Origin of the sequence: Massilia sp. CCM 8734, from assembly GCF_011682155.1 — a bacterium.
GTDB lineage: Bacteria > Pseudomonadota > Gammaproteobacteria > Burkholderiales > Burkholderiaceae_D > Telluria_A > Telluria_A rubra.
This window is the reverse complement of record NZ_WHJI01000007.1, coordinates 81,869-99,062: the sequence shown is the minus strand read 5'-3', so window position 1 is coordinate 99,062 and position 17,194 is coordinate 81,869. Positions and strand designations below refer to the sequence as shown.

19 protein-coding genes and 1 tRNA gene are annotated in these 17,194 nt (G+C 64.8%); 7 read left to right on the top strand and 13 right to left on the bottom strand.

Going from position 1 to position 17,194, the window contains the following annotated elements; translation table 11 throughout:
* Nucleotides 1-5: 5 nt before the first annotated feature.
* On the bottom strand, nt 6-953 hold the full coding sequence (locus F2P46_RS09055; RefSeq protein ID WP_166887805.1) for a stage II sporulation protein M: 948 nt from the start codon (nt 951-953) through the stop codon (nt 6-8).
* Nucleotides 950-1,621, bottom strand: coding sequence for an RDD family protein (locus F2P46_RS09050; protein WP_166887802.1), 672 nt, complete (start codon nt 1,619-1,621; stop codon nt 950-952). The genes F2P46_RS09055 and F2P46_RS09050 overlap by 4 nt, the downstream gene beginning before the upstream one ends.
* A 274-nt stretch (nt 1,622-1,895) precedes the next feature.
* Here F2P46_RS09050 and F2P46_RS09045 point away from each other — a divergent pair, with 274 nt between their 5' ends.
* Together F2P46_RS09045 and F2P46_RS09040 are read left to right on the top strand one after the other, a co-directional pair.
* Nucleotides 1,896-2,573 carry an energy transducer TonB gene (locus F2P46_RS09045; RefSeq protein ID WP_229509179.1) on the top strand — a complete coding sequence of 226 codons (678 nt, stop codon included), beginning with the start codon at nt 1,896-1,898 and terminating at the stop codon, nt 2,571-2,573.
* A complete protein-coding gene (locus tag F2P46_RS09040) occupies nt 2,574-3,389 on the top strand; it encodes an ATP-grasp domain-containing protein (protein WP_166887796.1) in 816 nt (271 codons plus the stop codon).
* Nucleotides 3,390-3,629: 240 nt separating this feature from the next.
* On the opposite strand, the gene F2P46_RS09035 is transcribed toward F2P46_RS09040, so the two are convergent.
* The 3 genes from F2P46_RS09035 to F2P46_RS09025 all read right to left on the bottom strand — a co-directional run bounded on the left by F2P46_RS09035 (nt 3,630) and on the right by F2P46_RS09025 (nt 5,921).
* The gene (locus F2P46_RS09035) at nt 3,630-4,379 is read right to left on the bottom strand and encodes a DUF4303 domain-containing protein (protein WP_166887793.1); all 750 of its coding nucleotides are present in this window, start codon (nt 4,377-4,379) and stop codon (nt 3,630-3,632) included.
* A 41-nt stretch (nt 4,380-4,420) separates the two neighbouring features.
* On the bottom strand, nt 4,421-4,924 hold the full coding sequence (locus F2P46_RS09030) for a DUF2004 domain-containing protein (protein WP_166887790.1): 504 nt from the start codon (nt 4,922-4,924) through the stop codon (nt 4,421-4,423).
* Nucleotides 4,925-5,000: 76 nt separating this feature from the next.
* Nucleotides 5,001-5,921 (bottom strand): LysR family transcriptional regulator, encoded by a 921-nt coding sequence (locus F2P46_RS09025; protein WP_166887787.1) that lies wholly within the window; start codon nt 5,919-5,921, stop codon nt 5,001-5,003.
* Nucleotides 5,922-6,028: 107 nt separating this feature from the next.
* Between F2P46_RS09025 and F2P46_RS09020 the strand changes: the two genes are divergently transcribed.
* From F2P46_RS09020 to F2P46_RS38790, 3 genes are all read left to right on the top strand, one after another.
* The gene (locus tag F2P46_RS09020; RefSeq protein ID WP_166887784.1) at nt 6,029-6,358 is read left to right on the top strand and encodes a nuclear transport factor 2 family protein; all 330 of its coding nucleotides are present in this window, start codon (nt 6,029-6,031) and stop codon (nt 6,356-6,358) included.
* Nucleotides 6,359-6,444: 86 nt separating this feature from the next.
* Nucleotides 6,445-6,870 carry a DUF6348 family protein gene (locus tag F2P46_RS09015; RefSeq protein ID WP_166887781.1) on the top strand — a complete coding sequence of 142 codons (426 nt, stop codon included), beginning with the start codon at nt 6,445-6,447 and terminating at the stop codon, nt 6,868-6,870.
* Nucleotides 6,851-7,087: a DUF6348 family protein gene (locus F2P46_RS38790; protein ID WP_166887778.1), complete on the top strand. Its 237-nt coding sequence runs from the start codon at nt 6,851-6,853 to the stop codon at nt 7,085-7,087. The genes F2P46_RS09015 and F2P46_RS38790 overlap by 20 nt, the downstream gene beginning before the upstream one ends.
* Before the next feature lie 6 nt (nt 7,088-7,093).
* Here F2P46_RS38790 and F2P46_RS09005 read toward each other — a convergent pair whose 3' ends face one another.
* From F2P46_RS09005 to F2P46_RS08985, 5 genes are all read right to left on the bottom strand, one after another.
* The gene (locus tag F2P46_RS09005) at nt 7,094-7,486 is read right to left on the bottom strand and encodes a DUF5071 domain-containing protein (RefSeq protein WP_166887775.1); all 393 of its coding nucleotides are present in this window, start codon (nt 7,484-7,486) and stop codon (nt 7,094-7,096) included.
* A 64-nt stretch (nt 7,487-7,550) separates the two neighbouring features.
* Nucleotides 7,551-9,164, bottom strand: a complete 1,614-nt coding sequence (locus F2P46_RS09000; protein WP_166887772.1) for an RICIN domain-containing protein — start codon at nt 9,162-9,164, stop codon at nt 7,551-7,553.
* A 165-nt stretch (nt 9,165-9,329) separates the two neighbouring features.
* Complete coding sequence (locus F2P46_RS08995) at nt 9,330-11,432, bottom strand: EAL domain-containing protein (RefSeq protein WP_166887770.1); 2,103 nt, start codon at nt 11,430-11,432, stop codon at nt 9,330-9,332.
* 20 nt (nt 11,433-11,452) lie between these two features.
* Entirely contained in the window at nt 11,453-12,028 is a 576-nt protein-coding gene (locus F2P46_RS08990) for a YfiR family protein (RefSeq protein WP_166887766.1), read from the bottom strand.
* On the bottom strand, nt 12,025-14,052 hold the full coding sequence (locus tag F2P46_RS08985; protein ID WP_166887763.1) for a TonB-dependent receptor: 2,028 nt from the start codon (nt 14,050-14,052) through the stop codon (nt 12,025-12,027). Before F2P46_RS08985 ends, F2P46_RS08990 begins: the two co-directional genes overlap by 4 nt.
* Before the next feature lie 435 nt (nt 14,053-14,487).
* Between F2P46_RS08985 and F2P46_RS08980 the strand changes: the two genes are divergently transcribed.
* Complete coding sequence (locus F2P46_RS08980; RefSeq protein WP_166887760.1) at nt 14,488-14,772, top strand: hypothetical protein; 285 nt, start codon at nt 14,488-14,490, stop codon at nt 14,770-14,772.
* 282 nt (nt 14,773-15,054) lie between these two features.
* Nucleotides 15,055-15,486: a hypothetical protein gene (locus tag F2P46_RS08975; RefSeq protein WP_166887757.1), complete on the top strand. Its 432-nt coding sequence runs from the start codon at nt 15,055-15,057 to the stop codon at nt 15,484-15,486.
* A gap of 121 nt (nt 15,487-15,607) precedes the next feature.
* On the opposite strand, the gene F2P46_RS08970 is transcribed toward F2P46_RS08975, so the two are convergent.
* The 3 genes from F2P46_RS08970 to pal all read right to left on the bottom strand — a co-directional run bounded on the left by F2P46_RS08970 (nt 15,608) and on the right by pal (nt 17,171).
* A tRNA-Lys gene (locus F2P46_RS08970) sits at nt 15,608-15,683 on the bottom strand.
* Nucleotides 15,684-15,764: 81 nt separating this feature from the next.
* Nucleotides 15,765-16,526: a tol-pal system protein YbgF gene (gene ybgF / locus F2P46_RS08965; RefSeq protein WP_166887754.1), complete on the bottom strand. Its 762-nt coding sequence runs from the start codon at nt 16,524-16,526 to the stop codon at nt 15,765-15,767.
* 117 nt (nt 16,527-16,643) lie between these two features.
* Nucleotides 16,644-17,171 carry a peptidoglycan-associated lipoprotein Pal gene (gene pal / locus F2P46_RS08960; RefSeq protein ID WP_166887751.1) on the bottom strand — a complete coding sequence of 176 codons (528 nt, stop codon included), beginning with the start codon at nt 17,169-17,171 and terminating at the stop codon, nt 16,644-16,646.
* Between the last annotated feature and the right edge of the window lie 23 nt (nt 17,172-17,194).

Sequence of the window (17,194 nt, the reverse complement as noted above, 5' to 3'; positions counted from 1 at the left end):
GCCTCTTATTGCTTGCCGCGGCCGGCGAACAGGAAAAATCCGATCACCAGCACCCAGCAGGTGCCGCCGACGGCGTATTTGACATTGATCGGTATCACAGCCGAGGCGGACCAGAAGGCTTCGATGAAGGCGGCCAGGAAGGTCATCAGGCTGCCGCCGACGATGACCGGGAACATGTACTGGCTGGTCTCGTGCAGGGCGTGGGCGCGCGTGCGCCGGCCCGGATGGATCAGCGCCAGCCCGAGGCGGATGCCGGACATGCCGCACAACAGCAGTCCGGTGACTTCGACACTGGCGTGGGTGATCACGAACGACCAGAACTGGTGCGCGGTGGCCGGGTCGCGGCTCAGCCAGGCGGCGATCACGCCCAGGTGCATGCCGTTGAAAGCGACGCTGACGAGGGCCGGAATGCCGCCGAAGATGCCGCCGGCGAAGGTGCGAAAGCCGATCGAGACGTTGTTCCAGATGTAGTGGCCGAACATCATCACGTCGCCTTCGCTGCCGCCGCGCCCGACGCTGGCCTTGCCCGGCTGGTACATGTCGCGATATCCGTTGAGGTCGCTGGCCGAGGCGAAGCTGTAGGCCCACTGCGGCTTGAACCAGATCAGCAGGCCGACCCCGAGCGCGACCCCGAAAAACGCCACGCAGGTCAGCAGCAGCAAGCGCCATTCGGCGCGCACGCGGCAGGGAAAATCGACCAGCATCCAGCGCACCAGCGTATTCGGGCGCTCGATCGCGGTGCCGTACAGGCGCCGGTGGCAGGCGCCGACCAGTTTTTGCAGATAATCGGTGAGGGCCGGCGAATAGCCGCGCTGGCTCGACAGCGCCAGGCACTGGCACAGGCGGCGATACAGAGCCGGCAGGGCGCGCTGGTCGCTGCCGGCGCCCTCGAGCAGGGCGCTGATCTCGGTCCAGAGGGCGGCGTTGTCGGCTTCGAACTGTTGCTGTTTCATTTGTTAAAGCCTGCCACGTAGCCGCGCATGCGTTCGACGGAATCGGCGCCCTGGACGCCGGTCAGCGCTTCGGCGATGGTGCCCAGCTCGGCCATGCGGTCGAGCGGCAGCCGGTTTTCGCGTTCGAACAGGTCGATCAGGGTGCGCTGCTGGTCCGGGCTGAGCGGGAAAGGCAGCGGCAGCGGGTCGGTCGAGGGCGGGGTCGGGCGCGGCATGGGTTTTTCGAAATAGATGACCTGGGTGCCGGCCACGATGTCGCCCAGGCGGCGAAAACGCACATCGAACAGCATGCACACCAGGCCGCTGGCGTACAGGAACGGCAGGAAGTCGGCCACCAGCAGCAGGTTGCGCAGGGTCGATTCGCGCCAGCCGACCGGCAAGCCGTCGCTGCGCACCACTTCCAGGCCGAGCGCGCGCTTGCCCAGCGTGCGGCCATTGAAATACACTTCGCTGATGATCGGGTAGCCCCAGTAGGAAACGAACAGGATGACCAGGAACAGGCCGCTGCCGAGTTTGCCGCTGGGCATGATCAGCTGGGCCAGGCCGCAGAACAGCAGCCAGACCAGCACATCGATCAGCCAGGCGGCCGAGCGCAGGAACGGACCGGCGGGCGTCAGTTGCAGGCTCACGCCTTCGGGCGTGGTCAGGGACAGGCGGCCGTCTAGCAAGCGGGTGCCTCTTTGCGCTGCCTGGATGCGACTGGTGTGATGACCGCCATGCTTATACCGTGTTAAATTTACTGTAGGATGTATTTATTGTAACCAAGAAACGATGTAACGATGGCAAAAATGTGAGAATTACAGCGTATTTGTTGGGAATGGACCACTTTTGCGGCCCTGTTGCCAGCTTGGGTGTTGCATCGATGCACGGCGTGCCGGGTGCGCGACGCTGCGAGTATACTGCGCCGGCGCGGCTCCCGTCACAGATTACCGGGTGGATTTTTTGAACAGAAAATTGATCATTGGCGTGTGCATCGCCGCCGCCGCCGCCTCGGTGGCGCAGGTGCCGGACAAGCATGCGGCGCCGGCGTCCGCGACGCCGGCTTTTCCGCGTCACTTGCTGGCCGATGCGGGCAGTTGCCCGCTGCCGGCGTGGCCGCGCGAAGCGTTGCTGTACGACCTGCAGGGCAGCACCACGGTGTCGTTCGCGATCGGGCCCGACGGCGCGGTGGAGCAGGCGCGCCTGCTGCGCGGCAGCGGCTGGAGCATGCTCGACGAGGCGGCCCTGCGCGCCATTGCCGCCTGCCGTTTCAAGGCCGGGCTCGATGCGGCCGAGCGCGCCGGGCCGTATCCGATGCAGTTCGCCTGGAAGCTCGACGGCGAGGCCGGCGTGGCGCCGCTGCTGCGCTCCGGCAGTTGCCGGGAATCGGCGCGGTTTGCGCGCTTTGTTCCAGGGGCGACGGGGTCCGCTACGGCGCCGGGCGGCGCCGGCGGCGTGCTGGTGCGCTTCATGGTGGGCGAGGGCGGCGTGCCCACGCGCGTGGCCGCCGAAGCGAACGGGCAGGCGCCGGCGCTGGTGGCCGAGGCGCTCGACTTCATCCGCTCATGCCGCTTCGATGACGACGCCGCCAGTCCGGGCGAGCGCAGCGCCAGCCTGAGCGGACGCGTGGCGGGGCATTAGTTGGATATCGCGCGCCTTGAAAACAAGCTGATTGTCGTCAGCGAGCCGGTCGGCGTGGCCGCCTATGACTTCGACCTTGGCCTGCATGTCACCTGCACCCATCCGTACCGGATCGAGGGGGAAGAAATGTGCGTGCTGCGCATTGGCCCGATTGCCGATTACGCGGCCGAGTTCGAGGACAAGCTGGGCATGGGGCTAAGGCTGGTCAATTCACCCCAGGAGCATGCGCGCGCGAGCGAGCTGGAAGCGTGGTACCCGCTGCTCGGCGCGCTCACGCCGCGCACCGAGGTGTTCGACAGCCTGCCATCAGCCGACACGATCGAGGCCTCGTTCGCGTGGCCGGTGTTCATGAAGGGCTCGCGCCAGACCAGCAAGCATAATCCCGACCTGTCGGTGATCCGCAGCCGCGCGCATTACGAACTCGCCGCGCAGCTGTACCGGGACGATCCGATCCTGCACTGGCAAAAGCCGGTGATCCGCGAATTCGTGGCGCTCGAACCGGTGCGCGGGCAGGTGGCCGGCAAGGTCCAGCCATCGGTCGAATACCGCTCGTTCTGGTGGCACGGGCACTGCGTGGGATGGGGGCGCTACTGGAACCAGGTGGCGCCGTACGCCTGCGCCGACGAGCATGCCGGACGGGCCCTGGCCGCGCAGGCCGCCGCGCTGGTGGCGGTGCCGTTCCTGGTGGTCGATGTGGCCAAAACGGCCGACGGGCGCTGGATCGTCATCGAATGCAACGACGCCCAGGAGTCCGGCTACGCGGGGATCGCGCCGCAATTGCTGTGGCGCGAGCTGCTGGCGCGCATCGACGCCTAATCCGAACCGTGGCCAGCGCTTTCGTTTCCCAACCGGGGTCTGACCTCTGATTCGAAATTTTGCAAAATCTGAAAATCGTCAAGATCGCGCAAAGGCATTGTATTGCGTCTAACGTCTGCGATCGATATATAACCAGTCCGCTTTGTTGCTAGGTCTGCTTAACAATGTTTCGAATCAGAGGTCTGACCCCGGTTCAAAAAAGAAGGGAGGCGAATCAAAGCGAAAAAATGCTGGGGGCGCTTACTTCCAGCTTGCGCGGTAGGCTGCGAAGCGGCTGGCGGAGGCGGGGCTGTTGAGGGGTTCGATGACGTCGTCGGTGCAATCGCCATCGGCCACACAGAACACCACCGACACCGCGTCGCGCTCGGCGCCGCTGCCGAACACGCCTTCGTCGCCCAGTTGGCGCAGCGCGTCGGCGCAGGCCCCGAAGACCCAGCTCCGCAGGGCGTCGATGTCGACCTCGTTCGGAATGTCGCGGTGGTAGGGCAGGATCATGCGGTAGGCAATGTCGAGGTAGGCGCCTTCTTCGAAAAACGACCATTCCTGCGGCGCCCAGCGCATGTCGTCGCCGCCGCCGTCGCCGGCCAGCGCTTGTTCACTGTTGGCTACCGGGACGATGGTCATGGCGCTTTCGTCGCTCATCAAAGCGAAGCCGTTCATGGCCTGATCCGGATGGGCCGCGCGCATGGCCTTGAAGGCGTTGCGCGCGCCGTCGCGGATTTCGGCCGCCAGCAGGGCGGCGTCCAGCCGGTTCAGGTCGATCTCAAGCTGGCGCGTGGGGGTGAAGCCGGCCGCCACGGCCTCGGCGCACAAGGCGTCGTAACGCTCTTGCGCGGCGGCCGGGCTGGCCAGTTCGTCGAGGCCGTCCGTGCCCCAGGTTTCGGCCATGCCGGTGGCGTGCCAGACAGCTTTGCCGAGCAGGCGGACTTCGAAGAACTGGCGCGGTTTGGCGCCGATGTGTTTGTGGAAAAGTGACCAGTTGGTTGTCATTGTTGCGTGTCGATTGTGTAGTGGAGAATGTGGGGGAAGCGTCAGCTTTCCATCTGGACCGAGGTGACGGCGCCGTCGAGGCCGGCGTACACCACGATGATCTGGTCGCTCGCCATGTCGGCCAGCTTGTAGTCGAGCACCATGTAGGTGTCGTCGCTTTCCCAGTAAAAACCGATGCGCAGCAGCCGCAGGGCGGCCAGTAACTGGTCCACGCCGATCTCTTGCGCCACGCCGGTGCCGAAGCAGGCGGCCAGTTCGTCGGTGGAGCACTCGTCCAGATGGTACTCAAGAAAACGCCAGCTGCGGGCGCGCTCGCCGCTGGCGAAGTCGGCGCGGATGCCTGCGCGGGCGCTGGCGTCGAGCGCGCCCACGTCCGACAGGGCCGGGATGGCTTGCGCCGCCACGCTGTCGATGGCAAGGCCTGCGTGCGTGTGGAAGTCAATGCGCAAGCGTCCCAGCGGGGAGTCGGCCTCGTGCCACCAGTCCGGCGCCTCGGCATCGGGAAATGCTACCTGGCCGAGCAGGGGGAGCGGGATCGTGGTCATGGTTTTCCTGATAAATAGCGCTGCGGTGCGGGTAAACCTGGTTGGGAAAGAAGTATGCAGGCCGCGCCCGCTTCTGTCACGCCCAATCTGGGATGCCGCCCGCGCCCGCATGTTCGCGGGCCAGGTCGATGAAGGCGCGCAGCTTGGGCTGGTGCTGGGTCCGCACCGGGAAGTAGAGGAACAGCCCGCTGGTCGATGGCACGAACGGCGCCAGCACGCGTTCGAGCCGGCCGGCGTCGATATCGGCAGCCGCTTCCATGTCGGGCAAATATGCCAGGCCCATGCCGGCCAGCGCGAACTGGCGGATCAGGGTGGTGTCGTTGACGATCACGCCGCCGCCGGTGTCGACATGCAATGCCTGGCCGTCGCGCATGAAGCTCCAGCGGTGCAGCGCGCCGGAAGCGGGGAAGCGGTAGCGCAAGCTCTGGTGCGCCGTGAGCGCTTCGGGCGTGTCCGGACGGCCGCAGCGCGCCAGATAGGCGGGCGAGGCGAGCACCGACCAGCGCAGGTCGGCGCTGAGGCGCACGGCGACCATGTCCTGGGCCACCGACTGGCCGAGCCGGATGCCGGCATCGAAGCCGGCCGCCACCAGGTCGACCGCGCCATCGTCGAGTGCGATATCGAGCGTGACGTCCGGGCAGCGCTGGCAGAAGCGTTCGGCCAGCGGGGCAATGGCCAGGGCGCCCAGCGCGCGCGGCATGGTCAGGCGCAAGGTGCCGCTGGGGCGGCCGTTGGCGGCATGCAAGGTGGCGAAGGCGTCGTCGATCTGCCCGACCGCGCCGCGCAGCATGCCCGCCAGCATGGCGCCAGCGTCGGTCAGGGCCACGCTGCGGGTGGTGCGCCGTAGCAAAACGGTGCCGTGGCGCGCTTCGAGCAGCTTGACTGCCTTGCTGACGGCCGTGGTGGTGACCCCGAGGCGGGCGGCGGCCGCCGTAAAACTGTTCAGGTCGGCAACGGCGAGGAAGGCGCGCACGCCGTCGAAGGAGGATTCCGTCATCGTGATTGTGAACTAATGGTGCATGGACTATGGAGCATTATGCTCTTATTCTTGAGGATGGCGGCGGCTACCATGGAGACTCTTTTGATATACCAAGGGGAACCACCATGACACTTCAGCTCGGCACTCCGATTGCCACCTATTTTGCGGCCGCCAACGCCGCCGATCCCGACCAGCTTGCCTTGTGCTTCGCGCCGGATGCCAGCGTGCGCGACGAGGGACACAGCATGCATGGCCGCGCCGCGATTGCGGCCTGGGCCAGCGAGTCGCAGCGCCGCTACGGGGCCGTGGCCACCCCGCGCACGGTGCGCGAGGAGGGCGCGGAGGTGGTCGTCACCGCCGATGTGAGCGGCAACTTTCCGGGCAGCCCGCTGCCGCTGCATTTTCATTTCACGCTGGGCGAGTCCGGCATCGCGGCGCTGGCGATCACACCCTGAGCGACGTTCGCGCGGGTTCCGCTGTTGCTTTAATCATAACGTAGGCTATGATGGCGCTTCTTCATCACTACAGTGAAAGCGGCGCCATGTCCATCCAGGTCGACAGCAGGTATTTGCAGGTCTTGTTCGAGGGGCATGGCTTGTCTTGCGATGTGGTTGATGGCTGGGTGCTGCCGGAAGGGCGGCGCCCGGCCATCCGTGCCGAGTGGTACCCGAACCGCAACGGCTTCTCGGGCGTGTTCAATGTGCGTGTCCTGATGCCCGATGGCGTCGAGTTCCAGGAGGCCTGCTCCGGCATGGGGACGGGCGACGAAGGCATCGACAATGGCTTCGTCAAGTCCACTGAGAACGCCTTCCACGTGCTGCTGGCGGCGCTGTGGAGACGCGACCAGGACGAGCAGGTACACCGAGGTGCTCGCTACGCGCGGCGGCGTCTACACGGCGTATCAGGGCCTTTTCGTGGCGCGCGGCAAGGCGCACTTTCCGCCGGAGATGCCGGATCGCATCGATGAGTGCATCAAGCAGGCCAGCTTGTCGGCCGAGATCCACTGCGTGCGTTTTTTCTTCGCTAACGACAACGGCGCATTCACTTTCGAGGCGCTCGACAACGGCCAGGCCTGGGACGACGGCCTGCGTGCATTGGAAGGCTGCGCCTGGACGCCGTCCGCGGACTTTTACACGGTGCGCGTCTTCATGGTGCTGCGCCGCGTCGCACCAGGCCAGGCGTAAGCCAGTCTAGCCGAGCGCTTCGAGCGCGGCCTGGTCGACCTCTTCGGCGCGGTCCCCTGCGCTCGGGTGCGCGGCGAGCCGGCGCAGGTCGGCGGCCAGCGCATCGCGCAGGGCCGGCGAGCGCATCACCAGTTGCAAGATGACGTTGGTTTTCCAGATGGCGTCATCGCCATCGAGCACTTGCCTGACGGCGGGCGCGAGCGGCGCACCGATGCTGGCCAAAAACGGCGCGAGTGGCGTCGCCACCGGCCAGTTCATATCCTGCACCCATTCCAGCAAAGCGGGCAGCAGCGGGAGCACGGCGGGCCAGCCGGCTGCGATGGCCGCTTGCACAGCGTCCAGATCGTGCTTGTGTGCGGGAATCAAGGCGACGGGAATCAAGGGCGATGGCGGCGGCATGGGGTTTGGCCTGGACGCCGTTGCCGGCAACAGCGGCAACGGTATCACGAGCGCGCGCTGAAGGTTAACGCGCGCCGGTGCCGCTGGTGAGGGCGGCCGGCAGCTTGTCCACGTTGTCGAGCTGGTACGGGAACAGGGGGGTGTCGCCGAATACTTTGGCGCCGGTATCCTTGTCGGGATCGGTTTCCGACTTGCCGGTGTAGCGGTTGGAGGCGATGTTGGCGTCGATGAAGGCGTCGTTATTGTTCCAGTGCGGCTTGGCGGTGTTGGCGAAGAAATTGCCTTCGACTTTCACCTGGGCTCCGCCGCCGGCGCCGATGGCGAAGTAGGGCACGTCCAGCCAGTAGTTGTTGAACAGGTGGGTGCGCGAGGCGGCGCCGTCGAGCTTCGGATTGCGGCCCGAGGTCTTGTTCCAGAAGTTGTGGTGCATGCTCACCTGCGAGTTGCTGAAGGCGTTGGTGTAGTGGTGCTGGTTGCCGCAGACGGCCGGGTTGACACCGTCGAACCGGTTCCAGCTCAGGGTCACGTTCTTGCTGTCCTGGATGTCGATGTGGCCGTCGCTGATCAGGTTAAAGCGCACATGGTCGACCCACACGTGGCTCGACTTGCTGATGGTGATGCCGTCGCCCGCTTCGACCAGGCCCGGATTGATGTTTTCGATGGCTAGGTTGCGGATGATGACGTTCTGCGCACCCGAGAGGTTGAGCGTGGCGCCGACGATGCGCGCGTCCTTGTTCAGGCCGACCAGGGTCTTGTTGGAGCCGACCCGGATAGTGATTTCATCGCGCGCACGCATGAAGCGCGTTTCGCTGGTCGAGCCGAGTTCCTTGCAGGTCTGCGCGCCGACCGGAAGGCGGTAGGTGCTCTTGCCGGGGTCCTGGTAGGTCGGGCAGGCCACCGCGCAGGTGCTTTCGGAACGCACGGCGGTGCGGCAATCGATGGTCGTGCCGGCGGGAATCTGGATCACGGCGGCGGCGCTCGATTGCAGGGCGCTCGTCAGCGCGCTGCAGGAGTTCACGCTGACCGGCGCGGTGTTGCCGCCGCCGGTGGTGCCGCTCAAGCCGTCAGCGCCGGCCTGGGCCGCGAAGCCGTCGGCCGCCGGGCCGCCGCAGGAACCGTTGGTGGGGTTGAAGTACCAGCGTTGCAGGCCGCCGCCGGTGTCGCTGGCCTGGTAGGCGCGCGAGCCGCTGTTGTTGTCGGCCACGGTGAGCGACTTGCTGGAGTGGCGGGCGACGACGTTGTAGCCGCCGCCGGTCGATTTTTTGAGCAGCCATTGCTGGTTCTGGGCGCCGGTGGCGTTCCACTGGATGATTTTCGCGCCGTCGTTGACTGCCAGGTTCAGCACGTCGAGCAGCAGGCCGCTGTGCCTGGCCTGCATGGTCCAGTAACCGTTGCCGGCGTCGCGCAGGGTGAACTGCTGGTTGGCGCTGGCGGCGTAGCCCCACTGCTGGACTTCGGCCGCGCCCTGGGTCGAGCCGGCCACGACGTCGAGCGCTTTGCCGGAGGCGGCGTTGACGATGCTGTACATGCCGCCGTTGACCACGGCGGCGTTGCAATTGGCGGCGCTGGCCGGGTTGGCCAGCAGGTACAGGGGCATGGCCAGCAAGGCGGCCAGGGTGGTCAGGCGGCGTGCGGGAAGCAGGCGCGATGGCGCGTCTGAAACAGGAAAATTGCTCATCTGGGTGGAACTCCGGGGAAGATTGTCAATCGGGCTACGTGGTGGACTCGCTTGTGTTAGCGAAATGAAAAGAAAACGATGCTATCAGCAAAGTTATGCATATAAATATATGCATTTTCTCGGCATGCATGCCAATTTCGTATGCCTTCTCTTGACTGCGCCACCTCACGCGCCGCATGGCAGCGCCGCTTCGGCCGCCTCATGCTTGCCGCGCCGGAGCAATTCCCTGATCTGGGCCGCCGCCAGCGGCTTGCCGTAGTAATAGCCCTGCGCCTTGTCGCAGCCGTTGGCGCGTAAAAACTCCCCTTGCTCCGGCGTTTCGATTCCTTCGGCCACGGTTTCCATCTTCAGGCTCCTGGCAAGGGCGATGATGGCCCGGGTGATGGCCGCGTCTTCGGTGCTGTGCGGCAGGTCCTGCACGAAGCTGCGGTCGATCTTCAGCGCGCTGACCGGGAACGTCTTGAGGTAGCTCATCGACGAGTAGCCGGTGCCGAAATCGTCGATCGCCAGCGCGATGCCGGCGCGCTTGAGCGTGTGCAGCTTGTCGATCATGCCCGTCGAGGCGTCCATCAGCATGCTTTCGGTCAGTTCCAGTTCCAGCCAGCGGGCGTCGATGCCGCTGTCGTCGACGCTGGCCAGCACCGAGGCGACCAGGCCGTCTTCGCTCAGCTGGCGCCCGGACAGGTTGATCGACATGCGGATCGCGTGGCCCTCGTCATGCCAGGCGCGCAGTTCGCGGCAGGCTTCGCGCAGCACCCATTCGCCGATCGCCACGATCATGCCGGATTCTTCGGCCACGGGAATGAAGTCGGCCGGGCTGATCAGGCCAAGGTCCGGATGAATCCAGCGGATCAGCGCTTCGGCGCCGCACACGGCGCCGCTGCGCAGGTCGATCTGCGGCTGGTAGTGCAAGACGAATTCCTTGCGTTCGAGCGCGCGCCGCAGGTTGTTGTCGAGCGTGAAGCGCTTGCGCGCGTCTTCCTGCATGCTGTGGGTGAACAGCCGGTAGGCGTTCTTGCCGCTGTTTTTGGCGTAGTACATGGCGCTGTCGGCGTATTTGAGCAACTCGTGCATGCTGGCGGCGTGGTCGGGATAGACGCTGATGCCGATGCTGGCGCTGATGTGGATTTCGTGGCCCGAGATGGCGATTGGCTGGGCAATCTTGAGCAGGCATTTTTCGGCCACCACGGCGGCATCGTCGATGTGATGCACGTTTTCGAGGATGATGGCGAACTCGTCGCCGCCAATGCGGGCGATGGCGTCGCCGGGGCGCAAGGTGTCGGTGAGGCTGCGCGAGACCAGGCGCAGCAGGTCGTCGCCGATATCGTGCCCGAGCGTGTCGTTGACGGCCTTGAAGTTGTCGAGGTCGATGAACAGCACCACCGCGCGTTCCTGGCGTTGCCCGGCGCGCGCGATGACTTCTTCGAGCCGCTCGTTGAAGAAGTGGCGGTTGTGCAGCTGGGTCACGTTGTCGAAGTGGGCCAGGCGGTCGAGCTTGACCTCGACCCGCTTGCGCTCGCTGATTTCGGCCTCCAGTTCGCTTTCGCGCTTCTGGATGCGGTCGAGCATGGTGTTGAAGGTCGTCGACAGCGTGCCGATATCGGCCAGCGAACTGACTTCGGCGCGGATCGCGTAGTCGCCCAGGCGCGAAATCTGGGCGCTGGTGTCCGACAGCGCACGCAGGGGATCGGTAATGAAGCGCTGCAGGCGCGTCAGCACCAGGTGGGCGACGGCGAGCACGGCGAGCATGACCGGAATGGTGAGCGCCAGGTACAGCGCAAGCTGGTGGTAGACGCTGGCGAGCGAGCTTTGCACGATGAGCGTGCCGAGCCGCTGGCGCTGGACGATCAAGGGCGCGACCACGGTGACGTGGCGGTAGGAGAGCGTGTAGCCGCCGGCGCTCGCTGGCGGCGGCGCGAGCGGCATGACCTGGGCCGCGCCGGGGTCGCGCAGGTAGCTGGCGAAGCGGCTGTTGGTGTTGTCGTACACCACGGCCGACTGCACATCGGACACCACGCGCAGGGCCGCCAGGATTTCCCTGGCGGCGAGGCGGTCGCCGAAGAGCATGGCGGCCGACATGTTTTCGCTGCCCATGGCCGCTTGCGCCTGGGTCTGGCGCACCAGGGCCGAGGTGAAGAAGTAACTCTGGATTCCGAGCAGGAACAGGGTCGAGAGCAGGATCACGGTCCCGCTGGTGACCAGGTTGGCCCATTTGAGCTTGGTGCTCAGGGTTTGATTCCTGCGGTTGCGCTGCCATGGGCGTTTCATGATGGGTCCGTTTCGTGGGTTCAGTGCACCGCGCGCGCGAGGCGCATCACTTTGGAGCTGAGCGTGATGTTGGCGGCGCGCGCCGCCTCGGCGTTAAATTCGAAGGCGATGCGCTTGTCCTCGACGTTCAGTTCGACCATGATTCCCAGGCGCGCCGCGCCCTTCGCATCGGACACGGTCAGCACGCCTTCCTGGGGCGTCGCCTGGGCCAGCCGGGCCACGCTGTCGCTCTCGGACGCGCTGACGAAGACGATCTGGCACTGTCTGAGCGCGTCGCCGCCCGAACGGGGATAGGCGATCGTCATTGTCGCTTCGCCCAGGGGTTTGCCCTCCAGGCTGGCGAGCAGCTTGCCGAAGGGGTCGCGCCCGAGCACGCACAGCCTGACCAGGGGCGCGTCCGGATTCGGAAACGTGCTGAACAGGGCGATGTTGTAGATGAACGCCGCTTTCGCCGCGAATTCGGCGGCGGCCTGGGCTTGCGCCTGGGCGGGGGCGGGCAGCAGCAGGGCCAGCGCGAGGGCCCAGAAGCGCCGCCGGCGGGTGGCGCCGGCGCGCCAGGCGGCAGGGAAGGAAGCGGAGCGAAGGCGCATCATCATCGGAAGGTGTAGCTCGCCTGGATGCGCCAGTTGCGCCCATCCTGGCCGATGGCGTTCAGGTAGCGGGCCGGCGTGCCGCTGTCGTAATGCTCTTCGCTGGCGGAATCGGCGTAGTGCTTGCCGAGCAGGTTGTAGACGCTGGCGGACAGTTCGACGTGTTTTCCCATTGCGTAGCTGAGCACGGTCAGGTTGAGCAGGCCGAAGCCGCCCACCTGGCCGCCGGCCGTGGTGCGGCGACGGCTGGTGAACTGGCATTCGAGCGCGGCGCGCAGGGTATCGCGCCAGAACGGTTTGGCGTAGTTCAGCTTGAACAACTGGCGCGGCGAGTTGCTCAGCCATTCGCCGCTCACGCCGTTCCGCGCGTATTGCAGGCTGACGCTGGTCTTGAGCGCACTGCCGTCATCGCGCAGCCATTCGGCTTCGAACTCGGCGCCTTTGGAGCGCGCCGAATCGATGTTCGAATGCACCAGCCGGCTGTCGAGCGGGTCGGTGGTGAGGGCGATCAGGTCGATGAAGCGGTACTGGAACAGCGAGGCGCTGGCCCTGAAGTTTTCGGACGGAAAATACTCGCCGATCAGTTCGTAGGTCCGGATGCGCTCGGGCTTGAGTTGCGGATTGAGTTTGTAGCCCGTGCTGGTCGCGTAGTAGCGCTCGTAGGCGTTGGGCGAGCGGTAGGCGGTGCCGTACAGGGCCTTGAGGGTGCTGTGCGCGGCCGCTTTATAGATCAGCGCCACGCGCGGGTTGCTGGCATCGCCGCCTTCGTCGTCGCGGTCGTGGCGCAGGCCGGCGTTGAGGATGATGCGCTCGCCCAGGCGGAACTCGTCTTGCAGGTAGACGGCGACGCGTCGCTTGGGGTGGTCGCTGGCCAGGTAGGAGGCGTACGGGGCCAGGTCGTCGTTGCGCATCATGCGTTTGGCGTCGCTCGCATATTCGACCCCGGCAATGATCTTGTGATCGCGAAACGCCGTGCTCAGCAGGCGCAATTCGGTGGACACGGTACGGCTCTCGGCGGCGTCGATATTCACCGTTGCGCTGTCGGGCACGTAGATGTAGGTACCCTGGTAGCGGTAGCTGCGCAGGCTGAGGCCGGCGTGCAGTTCCAGGGTCGGGCCCAGGGGCGCCTGCCAGGCGGCGCTGGCGGACGCGTAGGCGTCGCTGGTCTGGCTGCGCGGATCGTTGAACTGTTGGCCGTAGGATGCGGTCGGGATGCCCTTGGTGCGCCGTCCGGCATAGGCGCTGGCCGAGAAGCCGCCCCAGCTCAGCTTGGCAAAGACGCGCTGGTAGCGATCATGGTCGAGATGGCGCGCCACGCCGAAGTTGTGCGCAGCATCATCGTATTCGGGGAAATACTGGTCGCCTCCTTTGCGCGCGAGCCAGGCTGCGCCCAGCAGCAGGTCGAGCCCGTTGGCGTCGCCGAAGCCGCTGGCGATGCGCGCCGTGCGCGTGCCTTCGCTGGCGGCGGCGGCGGCCAGGGTGGTGCCCTGGTGCGCCGCGCCGGTCTTGGTGATCACATTGACGACACCGAAAAAGGCGCTGCTGCCGTACATGGCCGAGCCCGGTCCAGGGACGAATTCGACCCGTTCGACCAGGCTGACATCGATCGGGAATTCGGTGCCGAGCGCGCCCTGGTCGTACACCATGTCGTTGAGACGGCGGCCGTCGACCAGGATCAGCAGGCGGGTGTTGAAGTCGCCCGGGCGCCCGGAGCCGCGCGTGCCGACGTAGCTGTAGTTGCGGTCGTCCGTCACGTAGACCCCGCGCACGCTGCGCAGGATGTCGGCCAGGGTGCGGTAGCCGAAGCGGCGGATGTCGTCGGCGGTGATCACCGACACCGAGGAGGGCGCTTCGCTGATTTTCTGGGCGAACTTGGAGGCGGTGATGATTTCCAGATTGAGCAATTGTTCGATGGGCAGGGCGTTCAGGTCTTGCTGGTGGTCGGGGCCGGCCACGACGGGCTGGGCCATGCTGGCCAGCGCGGCGGCGAGCGCGATGGCGCGCAGGGGAAGGTTCGGTGTCGGAGTCATGTCCAGGTCCTGCGCGGTGGCCGCCAGGCGATGCCGGGGCGGAAGGCCCGCGTGCTAGGCGGGAATGTTTCCAGTGGTTAACTTAGTAGCCCAGTGTAAGATTGTCCGACACGCGGCTTGTTGATTAAAGTTAAGCAAGGACGAGCGGGGTGGGATTGCTGCAACAGGGCTGGCGGGCTGGCAAATTGTCGGTTTGGTATCGTTATCGGGTACGCGCCGTCGTGCCAGAAGCGTCTTTGCGGTCGATGGGCTTCCGGGGCGTTAAGGGGAGGCTATTTGCTTGATAATCAACAATGAGGTCATCGCTGTTCCAGCCTGTCGCGCGTGTCGTGAGCGCCGGAAATCGATGACATATAGAAGCAGCGAATTGGCTGGCACTTATCTCCCTGCGCCGCAGTGCGTGCCGCGTCGGGAGAAGATAACTTGGGGAATGTAATGAACGGCTTGATCTACGGCGCATGCCTGCTGATATTGATGTGCTTCGGCATGCTGTATGCCCTTTTCAAGGGCCGCAAGAGCTGGTGGAGCAGGATAAAGTCGGTCGGGGTCGTGGTGCTGATCAATTTCGCGGTCATCGGGGTCGTCATCCTGTTCGATGAGTTCATGCCCGAGTCGATCAAGGACCTTCTGAACACACCGATTCCCTGGTTGATGGGGGCGATTCCGGGTTGGTATTACGCGTATCTGGTGGGCCGGGACGAGGTCGCCGCGGCACAGTGAGTGGGATCGTTTAGTGTGCTGGTTGCTCATTCGCCGGCCGGAGGTATCTGGTCGGTGACGACGTCGCGTTATGTTGTCGGGTCTGAAAACCTGTTGTAGAACTGCGCGCCGCTTTCTGGAGGATAGGGCCGAGGAGCTTGCACAGCGGTAGAATTACGACGCCCCCTCACCCAATAGTCGTACGACAGACAATGGCGGACGCGTCGTCGCTCGTGGCTTGATCGACCGCCGCCGCGAGGCGAGCGCTCCGTTCCGTCAAGCTCAGCATCCTCAGGTGTCATGATGAAGCCGCTAATCCTCTGTTTCGCACTCTTGTTTTCGCAAGCCACGCATGCGGTCCGGCCGGATCGCAATCTTTATGGGGTATGGAAAATCTCGGCGGTGCTCGATAACCAAGAGACCACGTCGCAGTCCAGCGACGAGGCAAGCAAGCTCGTCGGCACGACGCTGGTGATCGATCCGAAGCGCGTCCGCTTCGGGAAGGCCGATTGCGTGAACCCGTCTTTCAAGGTGGCGCAGCGGCGTTTTTATTCTTACTTCGTGAAGCACTATAACTTTGAGCCAACGAAGCTGCCATTGCCGGACAAGGTCCGCGAGATCACGGTCAAGTGCCGGGAACCGGTGGGCATCAATTTCATCTACGTGCGCGACCGCGAGCAACTGGTGCTGTATTGGGAAGGCTACTTCTTGAACGCCGTGAGGCAACAGCGCTGATGCGGCCGGGCTTGAAACGATGCGCGGCGACGATGACTTATCACGACACATGATACTTGCGAATGCAAAAAAGGGTTAGTAAGCCAAAGCTTGCTAACCCAGTTCTGTACTGCTGTATTCGTGGTAGGCCGTGCGGGATTCGAACCTGCGACCAACGGATTAAAAGTCCGCTGCTCTACCAGCTGAGCTAACGACCCGAAGAAGCAAGATTATAGGGGGCATCGACGTTTCTGTCAAATGCCCCAGCACACATTTTTTACCGGGGTGTGACGATCACCCTACTTCAGCACCGCCAGCCGGTCCTTGGCCGCTTGCGCCGCGCTCGAGTCCGGATATTTGGCGACCAGGTCCTTGAGCGCCTTTTTGGCATTCTTGGTGTCCTTCAGTTCGGTATAGCTGCTGGCGATGTTGAGCATCGCGTCAGGCGCCTTGGCGCTGTCGCGGTACTGGCTCACCACCGTTTCCTGGGCCGAGATGGCGTTCTTGTAGTCGCGCAGCGCGTAGTAGGCGTTGCCCAGCCAGTACTGCGCGTTGGCGGCATAGCCCGAGGCCGGAAAGCGGCGTACGAAGTCGCCCAGCGCCGACGCCGCGCTCTTGTAGTCGCCGCCCTTGAACATGGCCATGGCCGCGTCGTAGGTGCGCTGCTCGTTCGGATCGACCGCCGCTTCGCGTCCGTCGATGGTCACCTGGCGCGGTTCGAGCTTGCGCAGGCGCTCGTCGAGGTCGGTGTAGAAATCTTTCTGGCGCTTCTGGGCATTGGCCACTTCGTTGGTCAGCACTTCCAGCTGGCCGCGCAATTTGGCGATCTCGGACAGGGTCTGTTCCTGCTGGTTCACCATGTCGAGCGCGCTGCTGCGGTCGGACTTGCTGTCGATGCGGGCGTTGAGCTCGCGCGCGATGGTGTCGACCTTGGCGCGCAGTTCGAGGATGGCCTTGCGCGCCTCATCATCGTCGAGCAGGCCGGCGTGGCTCTGCAGCGGCACCCAGGCGGCCAGCGCCAGGCAGGCGGCGGCAATGCGGGACTTGGACAGTGTGATCATGATCGTGACTCTTTCAAAACCGTTGAAACTAAAACACCGTGGCACAAGGTCAGCGGGGCGGGCACAGTTCGCACTGCGCGCCGCCCCGATGGTCCGGATGCCGGTTACGGCAAGCGATTAATAGACGATGTCGGCACGACGGTTTTCCGCCCATGCCGCTTCGCCGCCACCGGTCGCTTTTGGCTTTTCTTCGCCCAGCGAGACCGCTTCCATCTGCGACTCGGCCACGCCCAGCGAGGCCATCGACTTGCGCACGGCTTCGGCACGTTTCTGGCCCAGGGCCAGGTTGTACTCGGTGCCGCCGCGTTCATCGGTATTGCCCTGGATGATGATCTTGCGGGTCTTGTTCTTGGTCAGGTAGCCGGCGTGGTTCTCGACGATTGGCTTGCCATCTTCACGCACGACATAGCTGTCGAGGTCGAAGTAGACGCTGCGTTTTGCCAGCGCGCCGGTTGGATCGTTGACAGGATCGACCACCGATTCGGTCGTTTGGGTCTTCACTTCGCGCGTATCGTCGGTCACGACGGTCTTGCCGGCAACCGGCTTTTCGGTCACTGGTGCGGGGGCGTCTTTGACCGGGGTGCTGCAAGCTGTGAGCAGGGCGGCGCTCGAGACGATGAATGCGAGGGTTTTAAAATTGCGCATGGGTGTTTTCTCCTGGACGGTGT